At 71.4% G+C, this 20695-nt stretch carries 18 protein-coding genes; 13 read left to right on the forward strand and 5 right to left on the reverse strand.

The features are described 5' to 3' along the window. The first annotated feature begins 19 nt into the window (after window positions 1–19). From ACT53Q_RS14450 to hemC, 13 genes are all read left to right on the forward strand, one after another. A complete protein-coding gene (locus ACT53Q_RS14450; RefSeq protein WP_476187351.1) occupies window positions 20–1000 on the forward strand; it encodes a hypothetical protein in 981 nt (326 codons plus the stop codon). Beyond that, window positions 1000–1257, forward strand: coding sequence for a hypothetical protein (locus ACT53Q_RS14455; RefSeq protein ID WP_476187352.1), 258 nt, complete (start codon window positions 1000–1002; stop codon window positions 1255–1257). The genes ACT53Q_RS14450 and ACT53Q_RS14455 overlap by 1 nt, the downstream gene beginning before the upstream one ends. Then, complete coding sequence (locus tag ACT53Q_RS14460; protein WP_476187353.1) at window positions 1254–2027, forward strand: hypothetical protein; 774 nt, start codon at window positions 1254–1256, stop codon at window positions 2025–2027. The genes ACT53Q_RS14455 and ACT53Q_RS14460 overlap by 4 nt, the downstream gene beginning before the upstream one ends. After that, window positions 2024–3457: a S8 family peptidase gene (locus ACT53Q_RS14465; RefSeq protein ID WP_476187354.1), complete on the forward strand. Its 1434-nt coding sequence runs from the start codon at window positions 2024–2026 to the stop codon at window positions 3455–3457. Before ACT53Q_RS14460 ends, ACT53Q_RS14465 begins: the two co-directional genes overlap by 4 nt. A gap of 209 nt (window positions 3458–3666) precedes the next feature. After that, window positions 3667–5472 carry a hypothetical protein gene (locus ACT53Q_RS14470; RefSeq protein WP_476187355.1) on the forward strand — a complete coding sequence of 602 codons (1806 nt, stop codon included), beginning with the start codon at window positions 3667–3669 and terminating at the stop codon, window positions 5470–5472. A 30-nt stretch (window positions 5473–5502) separates the two neighbouring features. Then, entirely contained in the window at window positions 5503–6555 is a 1053-nt protein-coding gene (locus ACT53Q_RS14475) for a hypothetical protein (RefSeq protein ID WP_476187356.1), read from the forward strand. Window positions 6556–6640: 85 nt separating this feature from the next. After that, window positions 6641–8062, forward strand: a complete 1422-nt coding sequence (locus tag ACT53Q_RS14480; protein ID WP_476187357.1) for a hypothetical protein — start codon at window positions 6641–6643, stop codon at window positions 8060–8062. 18 nt (window positions 8063–8080) lie between these two features. Further along, the gene (locus tag ACT53Q_RS14485) at window positions 8081–9364 is read left to right on the forward strand and encodes a hypothetical protein (RefSeq protein ID WP_476187358.1); all 1284 of its coding nucleotides are present in this window, start codon (window positions 8081–8083) and stop codon (window positions 9362–9364) included. 10 nt (window positions 9365–9374) lie between these two features. After that, complete coding sequence (locus ACT53Q_RS14490) at window positions 9375–10295, forward strand: hypothetical protein (protein WP_476187359.1); 921 nt, start codon at window positions 9375–9377, stop codon at window positions 10293–10295. 1 nt (window position 10296) lies between these two features. Beyond that, a complete protein-coding gene (locus tag ACT53Q_RS14495; protein WP_476187360.1) occupies window positions 10297–12165 on the forward strand; it encodes a hypothetical protein in 1869 nt (622 codons plus the stop codon). A gap of 90 nt (window positions 12166–12255) precedes the next feature. Next, the gene (locus ACT53Q_RS14500; protein ID WP_476187361.1) at window positions 12256–12978 is read left to right on the forward strand and encodes an alpha/beta hydrolase; all 723 of its coding nucleotides are present in this window, start codon (window positions 12256–12258) and stop codon (window positions 12976–12978) included. After that, a complete protein-coding gene (locus ACT53Q_RS14505) occupies window positions 12975–13781 on the forward strand; it encodes a LytR/AlgR family response regulator transcription factor (protein ID WP_476187362.1) in 807 nt (268 codons plus the stop codon). The genes ACT53Q_RS14500 and ACT53Q_RS14505 overlap by 4 nt, the downstream gene beginning before the upstream one ends. 174 nt (window positions 13782–13955) lie before the next feature. Further along, window positions 13956–14867, forward strand: coding sequence for a hydroxymethylbilane synthase (gene hemC / locus ACT53Q_RS14510; RefSeq protein WP_476187363.1), 912 nt, complete (start codon window positions 13956–13958; stop codon window positions 14865–14867). A gap of 16 nt (window positions 14868–14883) precedes the next feature. On the opposite strand, the gene ACT53Q_RS14515 is transcribed toward hemC, so the two are convergent. From ACT53Q_RS14515 to ACT53Q_RS14535, 5 genes are all read right to left on the reverse strand, one after another. Further along, on the reverse strand, window positions 14884–15588 hold the full coding sequence (locus tag ACT53Q_RS14515) for a DUF481 domain-containing protein (RefSeq protein WP_476187364.1): 705 nt from the start codon (window positions 15586–15588) through the stop codon (window positions 14884–14886). 112 nt (window positions 15589–15700) lie between these two features. After that, window positions 15701–16630, reverse strand: coding sequence for a dimethyl sulfoxide reductase anchor subunit family protein (locus ACT53Q_RS14520; protein WP_476187365.1), 930 nt, complete (start codon window positions 16628–16630; stop codon window positions 15701–15703). A gap of 139 nt (window positions 16631–16769) precedes the next feature. Beyond that, the gene (locus ACT53Q_RS14525) at window positions 16770–17624 is read right to left on the reverse strand and encodes a 4Fe-4S dicluster domain-containing protein (RefSeq protein ID WP_476187366.1); all 855 of its coding nucleotides are present in this window, start codon (window positions 17622–17624) and stop codon (window positions 16770–16772) included. After that, window positions 17621–17821, reverse strand: coding sequence for a hypothetical protein (locus ACT53Q_RS14530; RefSeq protein WP_476187367.1), 201 nt, complete (start codon window positions 17819–17821; stop codon window positions 17621–17623). Before ACT53Q_RS14530 ends, ACT53Q_RS14525 begins: the two co-directional genes overlap by 4 nt. Next, window positions 17821–20649, reverse strand: a complete 2829-nt coding sequence (locus ACT53Q_RS14535) for a molybdopterin oxidoreductase family protein (protein WP_476187368.1) — start codon at window positions 20647–20649, stop codon at window positions 17821–17823. Before ACT53Q_RS14535 ends, ACT53Q_RS14530 begins: the two co-directional genes overlap by 1 nt. Window positions 20650–20695: the final 46 nt, after the last annotated feature.

The raw sequence follows: 20695 nt of genomic DNA on the forward strand, positions 1-20695 counted from the left end.
ATCGGCCAAGGAGACGAACGTGAGCGAGCACACGCGCAACAGCGGCAGGATCTTCCCGTCCCGACCCGGGACGGCGCTGTCGCGCGCGCAGGCCGACGCGCCAGCCACGGGCGCGACCACGCCCGCGACCTCGTCCAAGCCGCCCGCCACCGAGACCATCGCGCGGCGCGCCGGTGCGATGGTCAACGAGATCGACTTCCCCGGTTTCGTCTCGCAACTGGTGCACGGCACGTTCGACGCGATCGTCGATGCGTCGATCCGCCAGATGGAAAGCTATTCCAGCCTCGTGTCTGCCGTCGCGAAGACCGTCGACCAGTTCACCGAGGAGAACGTCACCTTCAACCAGGCGCGCGACTGGCTGGCGTCGCGCTATCCGGGCGACGTCGCGGTGAAGCTGCCCGAGGCGAACGAGACCGAACCGCAGCTGGTGCCGCGCAGCGAGGACCTCACGCCGGTGTGGTTGGCCGATTACGGCCTCGACGGGCAGACGCTGAGCACCGAACTGCTCGAACAGCAGATCCTGCCGCAGGTGCGCAACAAGGTCGGTGCCGAGCGGCAGCAACTGCTGGCGACGATGGTGATGCTCGGCCTCAACCGTGTCGCCGTGCGCGACGGCAGCATCAGCGCGAAGGTGATGTTCCGCGCCGCCGCGCGCGATGCCGCGGCCGTGCAGTACGCCACCAGCACCGATCCGCAGGCGGTGGCGAACTGGGGTGAGCGCGGCAGCCTCAGCCAGGCCGGGCAGGGCACCACGATGGTGTCGACGCTGGCGGTCAACGCGCAGAACGAATCGAGCGTGCGCGCCGACCTGTTCGGCGAGGTGAAACTGAATTTCGTCAGCGAGACGCTGCCGCTGGATCGTCTGGCCGACGCGGCCAAGATCGCGCTGGTGCAGCAGCACTCGCCGACGATGCGTGCGGCCGCGCCTGTCTCCAATGCGCCTGCCGCCGCGCCCGCGCAGTCCGCGACGCCGCCCGCCGGCGGCGAAGGCAGGGCGTGATGCGTCGCGAACTCTCGCAACTGCTGGATGAACTGCACGACGGCCTGCTGGCGATCGAGGCCCGCGACGGCCTGCGCCTGTCGCAGGTCGACATGACCCTGCCGATCGAACTGCGCCCGGTGTTCCGCGACGGCGGCTGCGTGCTGCTGGCGGAATTCACCCGCGGCCTCGCCGCCGACACATGGACGCCGACGCCGTCGCGGCTGCGCCTGGGCTGGGCGCTGGACGGTGACGTTGCAGCGGAGGCCAGCGCATGAGCGCGCAGTTGCCGCCGCTGGTCCAGGACGCGGGCATCCCGTTCGACCTGTTCATCCAGTCGCTCACCGAGCAGCTGGACAAGGCGCAGGCGTCGATGGCGATCAAGGCGCGGCTGGGCAAGCTGCCGCTGACCTTCGCGGTGAAGGAAGTGTCGCTGGACCTGCGCGCGTTCGTGCAGCTGATCGACGACGACGTCTACCTGCGTCCGGCCGGCCCCGGCGAGAGCGAGGCCAGCAGCATCAAGCTGCAGCTGACCACGATCACCAAGCCGATGATCGACGAGAACGCGGTGGACTACGCCACCGAGGATCCGAAGTTCTCGCTGAAGGAAGCGCTGGGCGACCAGATCAGCGACGACGACCAGCGCCGGCTGGAACGCATCGGCGTGCGTACCGTGCAGCAGCTCAACGAACTCAAGGAAAAGGCGGGCACCGACGTGATCGCGCGGCTGTCGCGGATGCCGGTGAACCGCCTGCAGCAGGCGCTGATGCGCGCCGCCGCGCCGCGGGTGACGAAGATCGACCACGGCGAGACCGCCGACGCGCAGCGTCGCGTGCACCTGGCCGCGCCGGGCCTGCGCCCCGGCCGGCTGCCGCTGGTGCGCGCCGCCGGGCAGAGCGTGCCGGTGGTGGCGGCGCAGGACGGCGGCATCGTGCTGGCGCCGATGGCGATGCAGCTCGGTCACGAGGCCGAGGTCGATTTCGGTGACGGCCGCGTGGCGCGGGTCGAACTCAGCGAAGGCCGGCTCGGCCAGTGGAGCACGCCATGAGCGTCGCGCGCGCCCTGCTGTCCGATGCCGTCCGTGGCGGCCTGCTGATCACGCTGAAGCTCGGCGAGATGCCGGCGCACATCCCCGGCTGGCGCGCCTGCACGCGCTACGGTGCGACGATGGCCGACCGCATCGACGGCGGCGCGCTCGATCGCCTGCTGCGCCATCACGGCGGTGCGCTGCGTGCGGTGCGCCTGCACAGCGCGCGCACGCCGCGGCGCGACCGCGACGTTGCCGGCGCCTATCGTTTCGACGACGTCGAACAGCTCAGCGGCGTCGCCCGCGTGCTGCGGGTGCGCGTGAGCGAGGCCGAAGGCGTGCCCGCGCTGCTGCAGGCGCTGGCGGAACTGCCGATCGTCGAGCGCGTCGCGCCGGTGCGCGTGTGCCACACGCCGTCCGCGCATGCGCTCGCGGCCGCGTCGGCGCATGCGGTCGAGGCCGCGGCCTGGGTGCGGCGCTGCACCCGCATCGACGAAGCGCTGCGCTTGGAAAGCGGCGACCCCGCGGTGCTGGTCGGCCTGGCCGACACCGGCGTCGCGCTGGCGCATCCCGAACTGCGCGAACGCGTGCGCGCCGGCTTCGACAGCGTGGATCTCGATCCCGCGACCGTCGGCGGCGTCACCCTGGTCGGCGACTTCCGCCGCGCCGGCGAACGCCCGCAGGACGAGGTCGGCCACGGCAGCGGCTGCGCCGGCATCCTCGTCGCGCGCGGCGACGGCATGCCGCCGGGCGCCGCCGGCGCCTGCGGCCTCACGCCGGTGCGCGTGCTCGGCGCGGCGCTGGGCCCGGGCGACAAGCGCGTGGGCATCGGTGCGCTGGACAACATCGATGCCGGCATGAAGCGGCTGATCGACCTCGGCGTGAAGGTGATCAACATGAGCTTCGGCACGCCCGAGTCGATGCTCACGCCCGACGCGCCGCGGCCGCACGAGGAAGTCGTGCGCTACGCGCTGGCGCGCGGCACGATCCTGGTCGCCGCCAGCGGCAATTCCGGGCTCACCGAAAAATACTTTCCCGCCGCACACCCCGGCGTCATCGCGGTCGGCGCCATCGGTGCCGACCAGCGGCCGGCGTCGTTCAGCACTCGCGGCGCGCACGTCGCGCTGTGCGCGCCGGGCCGCGACATCCTCACCTGCGGACTCGACGGCTACCAGCAGGCCAGCGGCACCAGTTTCGCCGCGCCGCACGTGGCCGCGATCTGCGCGCTGCTCGCCGCGCGCGCGCAGCGCCGCGCCTGGCCGCTGGACGGCGACGACGCCCGCGACCTGCTGGTGTCGACCGCGAAACCGTTTTCCGAAGCCGGCGTCACCGGCTGCGGCGCCGGCGTGCTCGACGCGCTGGGTGCGCTGCAGGCGCTGGACGCGGCGATCGACCGCCGCATCCGCGAAGAAGACGCATCCGACGATGTGCCACCCGCGCTCGCTGCCTGACCGGCGACGAACGCGACCCACCGCAAGAAAGGAGGCCTCCCATGGCGACCCGACCCCGTTCCAGCAAGCCCCGCAAGACGTCGGGCGCCGCGGCCTCCAAGCCTCGCGCTGCGCGTGCCGCGGCGAACGACACCGGCAAGACGACCGGCACCCGCCGGCCCGCCGCCGCACCTTCCGGCCTTCCGGCCAACCACAGAGCAGAGACCACCATGAACCGCATCCTCCTGGTCGACCTCGGCGAGCGCGAGCTGAAAGAGCGGCAGAATCTGCGCGCGCGCCGGCAGGTCCTGAAGACCATCATCGAGAACGCCCCGACCAGCGGCGGCGCCAGCATCGACCAGCTCACCGAACTGGCCGAGATCGACCGCAAGCTCGGCAGCGACGTCGTCGCCGATCCGTTCTACCGGAAGGTGGCCGAGACCTACGCCCAGCGCAGCTGGGACGACCTCTCCGGCGGCGACGGCAGCATCGCCCAGGCCGAGGCCGCGCCGGCGAAGAAGCAGGCGAAGGCCGCGGCGCGCGACACCGACTTCGTGCACAAGTACGGCCTGATCGGCAGCCAGCGCACGCCGGAGAATTTCCTCGACCATCTCCAGCGCGGCGAGCGCGAGCTGGTCGGCATCTGCGGCCTGCTGCAGCTGGACGGCAGCACCGACGCCAACCGCCGCGGCTTCGTGCAGAAGGTCAGCGCCGCGCAGGGCGAATACCGCGAGTACCGGCCGCTGTTCGACGCCGCGTTCGAGCATCTCAGCCGCCAGTACGTGGTCACGCTGCGCTCGCAGGTCGAGGCCAAGCAGGCCGACCTGGGCGTGTACGGCTGCGTCGAGCCCGGCGGCGACCCGCGCAAGCGCAAGCTCACCGACGAGGGCCTGACCCCGGACCTCGGCGCCAAGGTCTGCGCGCTCAGCGGCCGCAACGTCGCCGCGGTGGTGCGCAAGCTGGCCGCCGACGGCGTCAGCGCCAACGATCCGTGGCTGGCCAGCCGCATCGAGAACGCGTACGAGATGCAGAGCGGCGCCGTCTCCGGTGCGCCGCCGTCGTCGCTGGAGATCTCGCTGCCCGACCTGGAGGAAGCGACCGACGTCGAGATCGTGCGCGAGAACCTCGACGCCGCGCAGGCGATCTACTTCGCCTACCAGCTGGAAGAGGCGCGGCTGCCACAGGTGGTCGAGAAGATCGTCGACCTGTTCCGCGGCGGCCTGCTGCCGCTGAGCTACGGCAAGACCGGCGACTACCTCTACAGCTACTACAAGAAGGCGTCGGAACGCATCACCGAGGGCGAGCGTCGCGACCTGTACATGCGCGCGTTCGGCGCCCCGGGCGGCGATCCCTCGCTCAACCAGCCCAACCGCGAGTTCAACGAACTGTGGCTGCGCTTCGTCTCCGGCGTGTCCTCGTTCGGGCGCCAGCTCAACGTCGACCGCATGTTCCGCAGCCAGATCCCGCTGGCGGTCTCGCAGGAGCAGGTGCGCAAGGCCGCGCGCGACCTCGCCGCCAGCCTGTCGCGCAACTGCTACGGCATCGCCTACCAGTTCTCGAAGGAACTGAAGACGCTGATCATCGAGTACCGCGACCTGCTGAGCGACCAGGAGATCCGCGGCGCGTTCGGCGCGCGCGACATGTGGCAGGTGATCGACCAGGTCAACTCGAACTACCTCGGCGGGGCGCGCAACAGCCATCGGTATCGCACCCAGGCCCGCGCCGGGGCGGTGATCATCGCCTGGCTCAGCCGCAACAACCAGCGCCTGACCAACCGTTTCGACGAGGTCATCTCCACCAGCGCGCTGACCAATCCGCAGCTGCGCGGCAGCGACAAGCCGATGGAAAACCCCACCGACTGGGACCTGCTGCAGGCCTGCGAGCAGTGGCTGGCGGTGGGGGGCGTGCAGGACCAGCGGGTCGAGGAATACGCCCAGCCGGTCGAGTCGCCGACGATCACCAGCAAGCCGATCGAGATGCCGCAGATGGCGCGCGACGTGCTGGATTCGGCCGGCATCAGCCTGCCCAGCTTCTGACCGGACGGCTTCCGTCCACGGAGAACGACCATGGCCATTCCTTCCCACCGTGCGCAGCCGATGAAACGGCTGGTGGAACGCTCGCTGCATTCGGCGGCGCAGGCGCTGGGCACGCGCGACCCGATGCCCTACGTCGGCGACCTGATCGAACGCACGTTCTACCTGCCCGACGACGACGTCTCGTACGCCCGCAACGCGCTCACGCCCGGCGCGGTGCCGTACGAGCCCTCGTTCTCCGAGGCGGAGCCCAACCTGCTGCGCTTCACGATCGAGCCGCTGGGCCCCGAGGCCTCGCCGGTGTCGCGCCGCGACGAGGCGACGCGCGAGATGCGCCGGTTGATCCAGCCGGTGTTCGGCCGCGACGCGCTGCGCTGGTTCGACGGGCGCAGCGAGGAGTGGCGCGGCTTCGGCGGGCTGAGCTGGATGAACTTCGGCGCCTGGTTCGGCAGCGCGTTCGACGAGGACGGGCTGTACGCGGCCAAGATCTACTACGAGCTGCTGCCGACCCAGATCGAGGCGCTGCCGCCGTCGCTGTCGCGGCTCACGCGCCAGGTGATGGCCGAGATGCCGACGCTGATGCCGATCTTCACCTCGATCGGCTGCAAGCGCGACACCGGCAGTCAGCGCGTGACCTTCCTGCACCGCGGGCCGCTGACCATCGCCGCGCTCGGGCCGCTGATGAACCGGCTCGGCATCGGCCACCAGTTGCCCAGCCTGATGCGCATCGTCGGCGTGGCCCTCGGCGGCCGTTTCGAACTGCCGCCGGGCGGCGTGCTGGTCGGCCTGCGCGAGGCGCCGGACGGCATCGAGATGAAGCTCGAGATCCTGCTCGCGGCGATCCCCGATCTGCCCGCGCGCTTCCTCGACCTCATCAAGCTGGGACTCGCGGAACGCCCGCGCCAGCTGATCGCGCTCAGCCGCTGGCTGGAGGCGTTCGGCGTGGAGGACGCGTCGGAGCAGGGGCACTTCTCGGTGCTCAGCCTGCGCGTCACCCCGACGACGCAGGCGCGCATCAGCCTGTACGTGCGGCCGATCGAGTTCGAGATGCGCGACGCGATCGAGGACGCGCAGGCCCTGCAGTGACGGTGGCGGCGCGCGCGTCGCGCCGCCGTCGACGACACCGTTTCCCCGGCCGCATCGCGCGGCCTTCCCTCCGGAGCGACCGGTCATGTCCGCCATCTTTCCCCCGAGAAGCCAGCCCGCGGCGCGCGCCGCCGCGGCGCCGGTCGCCAGCCGCGAGACCGTCGACACCGCGCGACGCAAGGTGCGCGCGCTGCTGGAGAGCAACGACGCCTTCGCGCACATGCCCTCCGACAAGCGCGAGGCGCTGGCCCGCGGCATGGTGCAGATCGCGACCTACCTGGCCGAGCCCGACGGCCTGCGCCTGAAGCCCGCGCAGCAGAGCCCGCAGGTGCGCGCGCTGGCCGGCGAGGAGGGCCAGCCGCTGCCGCAGCAGCAACAGCCGGCGTTCGGCCAGGCGCTGCGCACCGGCGTGGAGCAGGCCGGGGCGCTGATGAACGCGGTGAATTTCCCGACCTTCGTCAGCGGCCTGATCGACGGTGTGTTCCATTCGATCGTGACCTCGTCGATCGAGCAGATGGAGGCCTACGCCAAGCTCGTCGCCGACGTGTCCAAGAGCCTCAACCAGTTCCGCGACGACAACACCACGCAGAACCAGGGCCGCGACCACCTCGTCGAGCAGTTCCCCGACCTGTTCCAGCTGCAGATGGGCGGGGGCGGCGGCTGGGACGACTTCGGCAGTTTCGGCGACGACGGCACCGGCGGGTCGAAACCCGCGGAGCCGCGCGTGGTGCTGCGCCAGGATGTCGACGAGCGCAGGGCGGTGGACCGGCTCAACCAGTCGCTGCCGCTGGACAAGCCGCTGACCCGCATCGACGACGACCTCGTCGAGGCGCTGCTGGTGCCCGCCGCGCGCACCCAGCTGGCGACCAGCCGGCAGCAACTGCTGGCGACGATGGTGATGCTGGGCATCAACCGCATCGTGGTGACCGACGGCAAGATCTCGGCCAAGGTGATGTACGACTTCCAGGCCCGCGACAACAGCCGCTACCGCTACAGCGCCAGCCAGTTCGACCACGAGAAGGACGCCTACGGCAACGTCCAGATGACCCGCAGCAACGAAGGGTCGTACGAGAACAGCAACGAGCGCGGCACCGCCGTGCGCGACCAGAACGGCAACGTGGTCAGCGGCCCGTCGGTCTACGGCAGCGGCTATGGCCGCTACGGTGGCGCGGCCTACGAGGGCGGCAAGTCGTACGCGAAGGGCGACTACAAGTACAACGAGCAGCCGATCATCAAGATGATGAGCACCTCGCAGCTGCAGAACGACAGTTCGCTGCAGGCCAAGGCCAGCCTGGCCGGGCAGGTGGAGGTGAACTTCAAGAGCGACTACATGCCGCTGGAGAAACTGGCGAATCCCGAATCCATCGCCGCGATCCAGATGAACGCGCAGCCGGGCATGGTGAAGACGCTCGCGACGAACCGGCCGCAGGCCGCGGCCGCGCCGGGAACCCCTGCCGCGTCCGCGTCGCCTGCCGCGCCCGGCACGACGCCCGCCCCGACCGTCTGACGCCGCACGGAGCCCGCCATGTCCGCCCAGTCCGTCCTGCCTGCCGCCAGCGCGCCCACCCGCAGTCCGTCCGCGTCGAGCGCGCCGGCCTGGCTCGACGACGAAACCCTGCGCGCGGTGCGTCCGCAGGTGCGGCAACTGCTCGAATCCTCGCCGGGCTTCCGCGCGCTGTCGGCGGCGCAGCAGCAGGACATCGCGCGCACGATGGTGCGGGTGGCCTCGTACATGGCCAATCCCGACGGCCTGGCGAAGCAGGAACTCACGCCCGGCCGCGGCGTGCTCGCGAAATCGCAGTCGGTCGACGGCGCGCCGGCGCAGGCGCTGGCCGACAAGGCCGTCGACCAGGCCAAGAGCAAGGCGTCGGACAAGATCGGCACCTTCGCCGGCAGCGATTTCGAGGCCGGCTCGGTGAAGCAGGGCGCGGACAACTTCAAGGCGTTCGTCGGTGCGGTCGACTTCCCGAAATTCGTCGGCGGCCTGATCCAGAACGTGTTCCAGGCGATCGTCGACGCCTCGATCCAGCAGATGGAGGCCTACGCCAGCCTGCTGAAGGCAGTGGCGCAGACGGTGGACCAGTTCGCCGCCGACAACATCACCATGAACAATGCCCGCGACTGGCTGTCCGAGCGCTTCGCCGGCGACCTCACCCTCGGCAACGACGGCGAGAGCGGCGCGCCGCAGCTCGCGGTGAAGAACGAGGACGACGCCGAGGGCGCGCTCGCCCGCATCAACCAGGAACTGCAACTCGCGGAGCCGGTCAGCGACCTGTCCGACCAGGCGCAGGAAGCGCGGCTGGTGATGGCCGCGCGCATGCAGATGGCGCGCAGCCGCCAGCAGATGCTGTCGTCGATGGTGATCCTCGGCATCAACCGCATCGTCGTCACCGACGGCTTGATCAACGCCAAGGTCGTCTTCAACTTCCGCGCCAGCGACGAGGCCACGCGCAACGCCCGTGCCTCGCTGTACGACCGCGACAGCAGCTACAACAAGAACACATCCGTCGCCGGCGCGCACTTCGGCTGGGGCGGCGCGGCCAGCGCCAACACCAACGTGCAGAGCCACATGACCACGGTGTCGTCGTCGGTCGACGAGAATTCCACCTCCAGCCAGGAGATGAAGGCCAAGCTCACCGGCGAGGTGCGGGTGAACTTCAAGTCCGACTACTTCCCGATGGACAAGCTGGCCTCGCCGGCGATGATCGCCAGCATCCAGGGCAACGCCACGCCGCTGGACACCAACCGCACCGTCGCCGGTGGCAGGGGCGCGCCTGCGCCGGCCCCGGCGCCCGCCACGGCGGGCTGAGGGCGCGGCCATGCTGCGTCTGGCGCCGCCGCCACCGCCGGTCTGCGTCGAGCCCCGGCATCGTTACGCCGACCTGCTCGGCGCGGTGTCGCTGGCGCTGTCGGTCTGCGCCGGCGGCCCGGCCACCGCGCAGGCGCTGGCGGGCATCGACTTCGACCTGCCCGAAGGCGCGCCGACCGCCGAGGATCGCGTCCAGCTGGAAGCCGCGGGCCCGCTGTACTTCGCCAGCGAACTCGAACGCGCCACGCTGCTGCCGACCGCGGAACTGATCGCCGGACTGTTCGCCAGCGGCGCGATCGTGCAGCCGCTGGGCCCGGTGGCGAAACTGCTGCACGACTTCTGGCGCGGCCGCCGCGAGCGCATGACCGCGGAGGAACGCGAGGCGGTGTTCGCGCGGGTGATCGAGACGCCGTATTTCGACCGGCTGATGCGCGGGCTGTGCGAAGCCATCGCCGCGCACGCCGATCCCGCCATGCCCGGTGGTCCCGGCCTGCACGCGCAGGTCGCGCTGGCGACGCAGGCGCAGAGCCTGGGCGCCTTCCTCGCCCAGCGCGTCGATCCGATGGCCGCCATCGCCGCGCGCGACATCGTCGAGACCATCAACACCGCGCTGGCGTTCCTGCGCGATCGGCAATTGCAGGTCGCGTTCGGCGTGCGCGACCTGTGGCGACTGGTGGAGATCGTGGGCAGCCAGCATGGCGTCGTCGCCGGCGACGCGCAGCGGCACGTCGATCGCGGCCGCAGCGGGCAGACCGTGCTGCTGTGGCTGTCGAAGCATTACGCCGAGCAGGCGATCGTGCTCGATCCCTCGGCGCCGGCCGACGTCGAGCTGCTGGTGGCCGCGCAGCGCTGGCTGGCATCCGCGCCGGCCGCGACGGCGGATGCCGGCACGGCCGCGCCCGCCCGGTTCCCGCTGCCGCAGGTGGCCTGACATGGTCGCCGTGCGCGCCGCCTCCGCGCCGCCAGCACCGCCGCCGCCGTGGATCCGGCTCGCGGTGCGCGACGTGCTCGAACGCACGCCGCACTACGCCACGCTGCCGCCGCCCGATCGCCAGGCGCTGGCGCAGGCGATGGTGAAGGTGTCGACGCTCGCCGCCGAACTCATTGCCGAGGAAGGCCAGGCCGCGGGCGAGATCGAGCGCCGCGCGCTGTCGCGTCCCGCACCGCCGCTGGCGACCGCGCAGTCGGCTCAGCCCGAATTCGGCACCGCCGCCGACCGCATCGCCGGCATCACCCGCAACGTGCTCAACGCGGTGTCGTTCCCGCGCTTCGTCACCGATCTCATCAACGGCGTGTTCAAGGCGATGATCGACGCCAACGCGCAGCAGATGAACCAGTACGTGCAACTGCTCAACGCGGTGTCGGCCTCGGCCGAAGGCTTCGAGCGCAGCCAGTTCGGGCTGGTGCAGGTGCGGCAATGGGTGGCCGACCACTTTCCCGAGGCGATCGAATACGACAGCCCCGATCCCGAGGACCTGCCGCAGCCGGGCGAACAGCTCGATGCCGAGGAGCGCGCCGACCTGCAGCGCGAACTGGAGAACGTGAAGCTGCGGCTGAAGCCCGGCGCCTCGATGCCGGGTGTCGAGGAAGTGCGCGCGACGCTGGGCATTCCCGCCGAGGAACCGGTCGACGTGTCCGGCCCCGAACAGCTGGTGCCGCTGGCGCGCCGCTACCTGGCCCGCCAGCGCCAGCAGCAGCTGGCGACGATGGTGATGCTGGGCATGCAGCGCATCGTCATCGACAGCGGCAAGATCAACGCCGCGATGCGCTTCCACATCGACACCCGCAGCGCCGCCAGCGAGGACCGCGGCAGCGAGTTCGGCGTGAAGAACCGGGTGAAGGCGAGCGGCAGCTTCGGCGTTGGACCGTGGGGCGCCAGCGCCGAGGTCGAGAACACGATCAGCTACGTGTCCACCGAGCGCAGCCAGCGCACCGAGGAGATCAACACCGACCTCGAACTCAATTCGTCGGTCGAACTGAATTTCCACACCGACTACCTGCCGCTCAACCAGATGGCGGCGCAGGCGCAGGCCGACCGCATCCGCAACGCCACGTTGAATCCGACCGCCGACATCCCCGATCCGTCCGCGGCGCGCAATGCCCGCCTGCAGGCGCAGCTGACCTCCGAGCGCGAACGCCGCACCGGCATCGACAACGTCGTCGCCGAGGGCGCGAAGCCACTGCCGCCGAGCCCGCCGGCACCCGCCCCGGCGCCCGCACGTCCGCCGGCGGCCGGACCGTCGCCCGCGCCTGCCTCCGGACCTGCGCCCGCGCCGGGCACGGCCCCGGCGCCCGCCCCCGCGGCCACGCGCGCACCGGCGCCGGCGCCCGGCCCCGCCCCGGCGCCCGGCCCGGCACCTGCGCCTGGTCCCGCCCCGGCGCCGGCGGCCCGATCGGCCCCCGCGCCATCGCCCGCACCCGCCCCGGCGGCTTCACCCGCGCCTGCACCTGCCCGCGCCCCGTCGCCCGCACCTGCACCTGCACCTGCACCCGCGACGTCTGCACCCGCGCCTGCGCCTGCTCCGGGCGCATCGCCGGCCCCCGCGCCCGCGGCCGCCGGCACCGGTGCGACCGTCGGCAGCCAGGTCGGGGCTGCGGTCGGCGGGGCGGCGGGCACGGCGGCCGGGACGGCCATCGGTGGCGCCATCGGCGGGGCGGCAGGCGGGGTGCCGGCTGCAGTCACCGGGCCCATTGGTGGCGCAATCGGTGGCGCCGTGGGCACGGCGGCCGGCGGCGCGGTGGGATCGGCCGTGGGCGGTGCCGTCGAGGGCGCCGTCGGCGACCTGTTCCGCGCCCACTGATCGGCCGCCTGCGGCCGACGATCGGTCCCGGCGTGACGCTAGACCATCGTTCGGTGGCGTCCCGGCGGCGACCACGGCCAGAATAGGCCGATGACCTCATCCGACTCCGTCTCCCCCGACACCGCCGCCCCCCTGCTCGATTGCGTCGAACTGCACACCGGCAGCGGTGCGCCGGCCTGGACCGTGCTCTGGCTGCACGGCCTCGGCGCCGACGGCAACGATTTCGTGCCGATCGTCCACGATCTGGTGCGCGCCGACTGGCCCGCGCTGCGTTTCGTGTTCCCGCATGCGCCGGTGCGGCCGGTCACCGTCTTCGGCGGCCAGCGCGTGCGCGCCTGGTACGACATCACCGACTTCGGCTTCGGCAACCGCGGCGACATCGACGGCGTGAACGCCGCGGTCGCCCAGGTCGAGGCGCTGATCGCCCGCGAAGCCGCGCGCGGCATCCCGGCATCGAGACTGATTCTCGCCGGGTTCTCGCAGGGCGGCGCCATCACCCTCGCCACGGCCCTGCGCCGCACCGAACCGCTGGCCGGGCTGGTCGCGCTGTCGACCTACCTGCCCGCCGGCGATCGCGCGGCCGACGCCTTCGTGCCCGGCGCCGAACGCCAGCCGCTGTTCATGGCCCACGGCCTGGCCGATCCGGTGGTGCCCTACATCGCCGGCGAACGCAGTGCCGCGGTGCTGCGCGGGCTGGGATTCGCACCGGAATGGCATCACTACCCGATCGCGCACCATGTATTCCCCGACGAGATCCGCGATCTCGGCGCGTGGTTCCAGGCGCGTTTCAAGGCGGCCTCCGCGGCCGGATGACCGGGGCGCGAGGGAGCGCTACCATCGAACCCAATGGGATCAGGCCGCACAGTGACGTGAAAGTCCTCATCGCCGACGACGAACCGATGGCCCGCGAGCGGCTGCGTGCGCTGCTCGCGGAGCACGCCGATCTGCGGCTGGTGGCCGAAGCCGCCGACGGCAGCACGGCGCTCGATGCCTGCGCCGAACACACGCCGGACATCGTGCTGCTCGACATCGCCATGCCCGGGCTGGACGGCCTGGAAGCCGCCCGCCACCTCGCCGGCTTCGAGCCGCGGCCCGCGGTCGTGTTCTGCACCGCCTACGACGACCACGCGCTGTCGGCCTTCGACGCCGCCGCGGTCGATTACCTGGTCAAGCCCGTGCGCCGCGAACGCCTCGCCGCCGCGCTCGACCGCGCCCGCACCTTCGTCGCCGGCCGCGCCCCGCGCACCGACGCCGCGCCTGCGGCAATCGCCGCGCCCGGCAAGCGCCGCACGCACCTGTGCGCCCGCCTGCGCGGCAGCCTGCGCCTGATCGCGATCGAGGACATCCGCTACCTGCACGCCGAAGAGAAATACGTCGTCGTGCACCACGCCCGCGGCGAGGACCTCATCGAGGAATCGCTGAAGTCGCTGGAAACCGAATTCGCCGAACGCTTCGTCCGCATCCACCGCAACTGCCTCGTCGCCCGCGACGAACTGGTCGAACTCCGCCGCGCCGCCGACGGCCGCATCGAGGCGATGCTCCGCCACGGCGAGAAACCGCTGGAAGTCAGCCGCCGCTGCGTGCCGCACCTGCGGGAGCTTGTTCGGGCGTTGTAGGGTGGGCCCCCGGCCCACCATTGCGGCATTTCCGACGCCGTGCATCCCGATCGTAACCGTCGTCGCGTTCGGCTTTTCGCGTGGCTTCGCTTTGCACGCGCGACGTCTGTGCCCGCATGACGGTGGGCCAGGGGCCCACCCTACGCGGCGTGGACCCCATGCGATAATCCCGCCATGAAGACCCTCCGCATCGCGACCCGCAAGAGCCCGCTGGCGCTCTGGCAGACCGAGCACGTGGCCGAGCGGCTGCGTGCACTGCATCCCGACCTCGGCATCGAGCTCGTGCCCATGTCCACCCGCGGCGACGAGGTGCTGGACCGTTCGCTGGCGGCGGTCGGCGGCAAGGGCCTGTTCCTCAAGGAACTGGAGCTGGCGATGCTGCGCGGCGACGCCGACTGCGCGGTGCATTCGCTGAAGGACGTGCCGATGGAGCTCGAAGGCCCGTTCGTGCTGCCCGCCATCCTCGAACGCGCGGACCACGCCGACGCCTTCGTCAGCAACCGCTTCGACGGCATCGACGCGCTGCCGCAGGGCGCGCGCGTCGGCAGTTCGTCGCTGCGTCGGCAGGCGCAGCTGCGCGCGGTGCGGCCGGACCTCGACCTCGTCGACCTGCGCGGCAACGTGAACACGCGGCTGGCGAAACTCGATGCCGGCGACTACGACGCCATCCTGCTCGCCTGCGCCGGCCTGCAGCGGCTCGGCTTCGACGCCCGCATCCGTGCGCGGCTGGATGCACCGACGTGGCTGCCCGCGCCCGCGCAGGGCGCGATCGCGATCGAATGCCGCGAGGACGACGCCGGCACGCGCGCGCTGTGCGCCGCGCTCAACCATGCGCCGACGCGAGCCTGCGTCGAGGCCGAGCGCGCGATGAACCGCACGCTACACGGCAGTTGCCAGGTGCCGGTGGCCGCGTTCGCGCGGCATGTCGAAGGCGGCCTGCACCTCGTCGGCCTCGTCGCCGCGGTGGCCGACGGCCGCGCGGTGCGTGCGGAAGCGATCGGCGACGATCCCGATGCGCTCGGTCGCGAAGTCGCGCAGTGGCTGCTCGACCAGGGCGCCGGCGCGATGCTGCACCCGCAGGCGTGAGCCGCGCGATGCGGGTTCAGAAGCCGTAGACGAGGTTGAGCGTCGACAGCGTGTCGGTGTTCTTCACGCCCAGCGGCACGTCGGTGTTGTGGCGCACTTCCAGCGCGGCCTTCAGCGCCAGCGCTTCGCTCATCTTCACCAGCACGCCGAAATCGTTGCGCGCGAAGGTGTTGTCGCTGCCGTATTCGACCAGGAACGTGTCGCGCACCGAGGTGTTGGCGTTGAACTTGTGGTCGAAGTTCATGGAGCCGCGGCCGATCGCCTGGTCGAGGTGGCGGCGCTGGTCCTGCAGCTTCGCCCAGCGATAGCCGGCGCCGACTTCCAGCGTCAGCTGCGTGGTGTCGCTCTTGATCGCCTCGTAGCCGTAGCCGCCCGAGGCGGCCCACTGGTATTCGCTGGCGGCGAAGCGGTCGCGCTCGTTGCGCACCGATCCGAAGAGATGGTGGCGTTCACGCATGCGGTAGCCGGTGCCGGCGTAGACCTCGTAGCGGCGCGCGCTCTCCAGGCCGCTGCTCTTGCCGTAGAGGAACGCCGCGCCGGCGCTGTGCTTCCACGCGCCGCTTTCCCGGGCGAGGTTGAGCTTGCCGTTGAGCGTCTGGTTGTCGGCGTTGCCCTTGGCGATCGCCAGGCCGAGTTCGCCGGTGCCGCTCCAGTCGTTGTCGGCGGCGAGCGTGGCGGTGGAAACGAGCATGAGGACGGCGGCGAATGCGAGTGTGCGCATCGGAGAACCCTGCGGAGACGGAGAGGGGAGGGCGCGTCGCCCCGGCGACGCCGGGGCATTCTCGGGCAGGAACGCCGGCCCGCGCCACTGCCGCCGACCCACGCGACAACGGTCAGTAGTAGAGCGTCACCAGGTGCTTCGCCTCGGCGAAGAACAGCCATCGTTCCACCAGTGCGCCCAGCTGGAACGCGATGGCGCCGGCCGCCATCGCCGGGATCGTCGTTGACGGCAGCCACCACGCGGTCGCCGCGCACAGGGCCGGCACCAGCGCGAACAGCGCCAGCGCGATCCGGCGCAGCGTCGACGCGTGCTTCCGCGCCAGCACGAAGCCCATCTCGCGCAGCAGGTAGTTGGTTTCGGTGTGCGGACGCTCGAACACCGAGACGTCGCGGCCGGGCAGACCCACGGCGTCGCCGGCGGTGAAGGGAAGCGCCGTGCGGTCGAGATCGCGCCAGTAGCGCAGCTTCAGCGCGGCGAGCGCGACCCCGCCGAGCACGAGCGCGATCCCGAGCGTGCGTGCGACCGGCGGCGTGACCGCGATGCACGGCCAGAACGGCAGCAGCCCGCCGACCAGCGCGAAGCCGAGATAGCCCGGCACCACGAGCCGGTGCCGCCACGCCGGGATCGGCTTGAGCGAGGCGTAGATCATCGCGGTGCAGGCCACCGCCGCGATCGATAGCAGCGACAGCAGCGCCGCCGCCGCACGCAGCGCGACCGGAGGTCCGTGCAATCCCAGCAGCGCCAGCGTCGCCAGCGCCGCCGCCAGCGCCGCGACCGACAGCACGCCCTCGCGCGACATCCACGCACTGCGCCACTGCGAGAACGCGCGCCACACGCGCAGCGGCCTGCCGAGATGCAGCAGCGACGCGAGCACGCCGATGCCGACGAGCGCCATGCCGAGCAGCAGCCCGATCGCCCAGCCGATCCCTTCGTAAGGCGAGAGCGGCGGATGCGCGGCGATGCGCAGACCGAGCCAGCACCACAGGCCGAAACCGGTGCCGGAGAGCGTGGTGAAACACAGGATCGAGAATGCCGGGTTCATGCGGTCCACGCTTGCGCGACAGCGTCGCGCGGACCGCAGGGACGGGCAGGCAGGAGGCCTGCCCCGGGCGATCCGGAAGACGCGTCGTTGCGCCACGGATGGCGGCGAAGGTCTTCTTCGCAGCGGCAGGCATGCAGCCTCATCGCGACAGCACCCGGTCCAGCCAGCGCAGCAGCGGCGGGAGCTGCGCGGTGTCGAGCGTTTCTTCCTGCGGCGATGCGTGCGCGGCCGACGCATCACCCGCGCGCCGCGGCCGCGGCGGCAGGTAGCGGTTGACCGGCGCGTAGCCGAGCTCGGGCATCAGCGCGCCGCCGCCGCGGTCGGCGACGAGTTTCGACACCGCGGAGTCCGGATCGCCGAGATCGCCGAAATGCCGGGCGCCGGTCGGGCAGGCCTGCACGCAGGCGGGTTTGCGATCGGACTCGGGCAGGCGCAGATCGTGGATGCGATCGACGCAGAGCGTGCACTTCTTCATCGTGCCCGTGGTTTCGCTGTATTCGCGGGCGCCGTACGGGCAGGCCCAGCTGCACAGCTTGCAGCCGATGCACTTGGCATCATCAACCAGCACGATGCCGTCCTCCGCGCGCTTGAAGCTGGCGCCGGTCGGGCAGACAGTGACGCAGGCCGGCGTCTCGCAGTGCAGGCAACTGCGCGGGAAGTGCAGGGTCATCGCCGGCTGTGCCTCCCCTCTCCCGCCGGGAGAGGGGCCGGGGGTGAGGGTCGGCCCGCCCGCAGCGCAACCGGACACCGCGCCCTCATCCGGCCTGCGGGCACCTTCTCCCGGGGGGAGAAGGACCTGCGACGCGACTTCGTAGCTGTGCACTCGGTTGAACCACACGCCCGACGGCGCGTCGCCGTACGGATCGACATCGGGGCCCGCGGCCTCGGCGTTCCACTGCTTGCAGCTCACCGCGCAGGCATGGCAGCCGACGCAGGTATCGAGATCGATCACGAGCCCGAGCTTCTTCTTCGATGGTGGCGGCAGCATCGTCATGCGTGTTCGCTCTTCCACAGCAGCCACAGGCCCGCGGCGATCATCGCGACCGTTGCCGCGGCCAGCGGCACGAGATGCGCGCCGACGAAACCGCCGGGCTCGACCGCGATCACGGCCTGCCACAGCAGTACGAGGCTGCACGCCTTCGCGATCGCGATGCAGCTCCAGCCGGCGATGCGGCGCGACGACGTGCGCATCAGCGGTGCCCCGCGGAGGCCGGCGACGCCAGCGGAACGAACTGCGGCGCGCTCATGCCGGCGGTGTCGGCCTTGCGGATCGCCACGCGCAGGTCGAACCACGCGGCCTGGCCGGTCACGGGATCGGCGTTGGCGTAGTCGCCGCGCGGCGTGCGGTCGGAGATGAGATGGTTGAGCAGGAAGCCCTGCGTGCCCTCCGGTGCGTCCTTCGACAGCGCCCACGCGCCGCGGCGCTTGCCGATCGCGTTCCACGTCCACACGGTGTCGGGCTGCACGTTGCCGGCCAGCGCCGCCTGCACGGTGATGGTGCCGTGGTGCGAGGTCACCTCGATCCAGTCGTCGTCGGCGATGCCGTGCTTCGCCGCGGTGTCCGGATGCAGGTACAGCCGGTTGTGCGTGGCGATCTGCCGCAGCCACGCGTTCTGCGAGCCCCACGCGTGGTACATGAACATCGGTCGCTGCGTGATCGCGCTGAGCGGGAACGCATCGCCGTCGACCTGCGCCATCGCGAACGGTTCGTACCACTGCGGCAGCGGATCGAAGTACGTCGCCACGCGTTCGCGATGTTCCGGCGGCGGCACGTGCGCGCCGTGGCCCTGCGCGGCGAGACGGAAGCGCTGCAGCGTTTCGGAGTACAGCGGCAGCACCAGCGGATCGGCGCTGGCGAGGAAGCCGAGGCGATGCGCCCACTGCAGGTAGTCGCGGTTCGCCATCTTGAAGTAGCGCGCCGATTCCGGAACCGCCGCGTGCCAGACGCCGCCGTGCTCGGCGTAGCGCGCGAGCTGATCGGGATTCGGCGGGCCCTTGCCATGCAAGTGGCCGTCCTCGCCGCGCCAGCCGGCGAGCAGGCCCATGCCCGGCGCGCGTTCGTGACGGACGAGATAGTCCGCGTAGTCGCGGTATTTCGGCGTGCCGTCGTCGTTCGTCATGCCCGGCAGGCCGAGCCGTGCGCCGAGGTCGAGCAGCACCGACTGGAAGCCGCGCACGTCGCGCGCGCGACCTTCGGCATCGGGCTGCGTCGCGGGATCGAACACCGGCATGCGCAGCGCGTCGATCGCGGCGTCGGCGTCGGAGATCGGCCGATCGAGCAGGCTGATCGCGTCGAAACGTTCGAGATATGTCGTGTCCGGAAGCACCAGATCGGCATACGCCACCATCTCGCTGGCGTAGGCGTCGCTGTAGATCACGTGCGGGATGCGGTAGGCGCCGTCGGCATCGCGATCGGTGAGCCACTGCATCGTCTCGCGCGTGTTCATCGCCGAGTTCCAGCTCATGTTCGCCATGAACAGGAACAGCGTGTCGATGGGATACGGATCGCCCGCCCACGCGTTGCGGATCACCGTGTGCAGCATGCCGTGCGACGCCAGCGGATACGCCCACGAGAACGCGTGGTCGATGCGTCGCGGCCTGCCGTCGGCATCGACGAGCAGATCCTCCGGGCCATGCACGAATCCCAGCGGCGCGGCGTCGAGCGTGCCGTCGGCGCGGCGCGTGCGGCCGGGCCGGTTCGCCGGCGGCGACGGCTTCGGGAACGGTGGCTGGTAGCGGAAGCTGCCGGGAGCGTCGACCGCGCCCAGCAGCAATTGCAGCACGTGCAGCGCGCGGCAGGTGTGGAAGCCGTTGGCGTGCGCACTGATGCCGCGCATCGCGTGCATCGCGACCGGGCGGCCGACCATCGTCGGATGCGTGCGGCCCCAGGCATCGGTCCAGGGGATCGGCAGTTCGAGGCCGCTGTCGAACGCGGCCTCGGCCAGCTCGCGCGCGAGCCGGCGGATGGTGTCGGCCGGCACGCCGCAGCGCGCGCTCACCGCATCGGGCGAATATTGCGGAGCGAGGTAGCGTTCGGCGAGCAGCTGGAACGCCGGCACCGCACTGCGGCCGTCGGGCAGCGTGCATTCGCCGACGACGATCGGCGACAGTCCGGTCGCGCGCGCATCGCGGAACGTGCCGGTAGTGCGATCGCGACACAGCGGCGCGCCGTCGGCGTCGCGCGCGAACAGGCCGTCCTCCGCGCCGCCGGGATCGCGCAGCACCAGCCAGTGCGCGTTGGTGTGGCGGACGAGGAAGTCGAGGTCGATGCGGTCGCTGCGCAGCAGTTCGTGGATGAGCGCGAACGCGAGCAGGCCGTCGGTGCCGGGACGGATGCCGATCCACTCGTCGGCGATCGCACCGTAGCCGCTGCGCACCGGGTTGATCGCGACGATCTTCGCGCCGCGCGCCTTCAGCTGGCCGAGGCCGCGCTTGATCGGATTGGAATCATGGTCCTCGGCCACGCCCCACAGCATCAGGTAGCGCGCGTGTTCCCAGTCGGGTTCGCCGAATTCCCAGAAGCTGCCGCCGACGGTGTACAGCCCGCCCGCGGCCATGTTCACCGAGCAGAAGCCGCCGTGCGCGGCGTAGTTGACGGTGCCGAACTGCTGCGCCCACCAGCCGGTGAGCGCCTGCGACTGGTCGCGGCCGGTGAAGAACGCGAGCTGGTCGGGATCGCGTTCGCGGATCGGCTTCAGCCAGTCCGTCGCGATCGACAGCGCTTCGTCCCATTCGATCTCGCGGAACTCGCCGCGGCCGCGTTCGCCGGTGCGCAGCAGCGGCTTGCGCAGGCGCGCGGGCGAGCGGTGTTGCATCAGCCCGGCCGAACCCTTCGCGCAGAGCACGCCGCGGTTCACCGGATGGTCGGGATCGCCCTCGATCGCGCGGACCTCGCCGTCGCGGATGCGGACGCGGATGCCGCACCGGCACGCGCACATGTAGCACGTGGTGCGCCGGATCTCGTCGGCGGGCGTGGACGACAGCTCGTCCGGCCGGTCATGCGGGCGCGATGCGGACATGCCGCCATTGTGCCTGCCGTGCCCGCGGCGGGCGAGGGGCCGTCGG

It is taken from the genome of Lysobacter sp. DMC97, assembly GCF_056313745.1.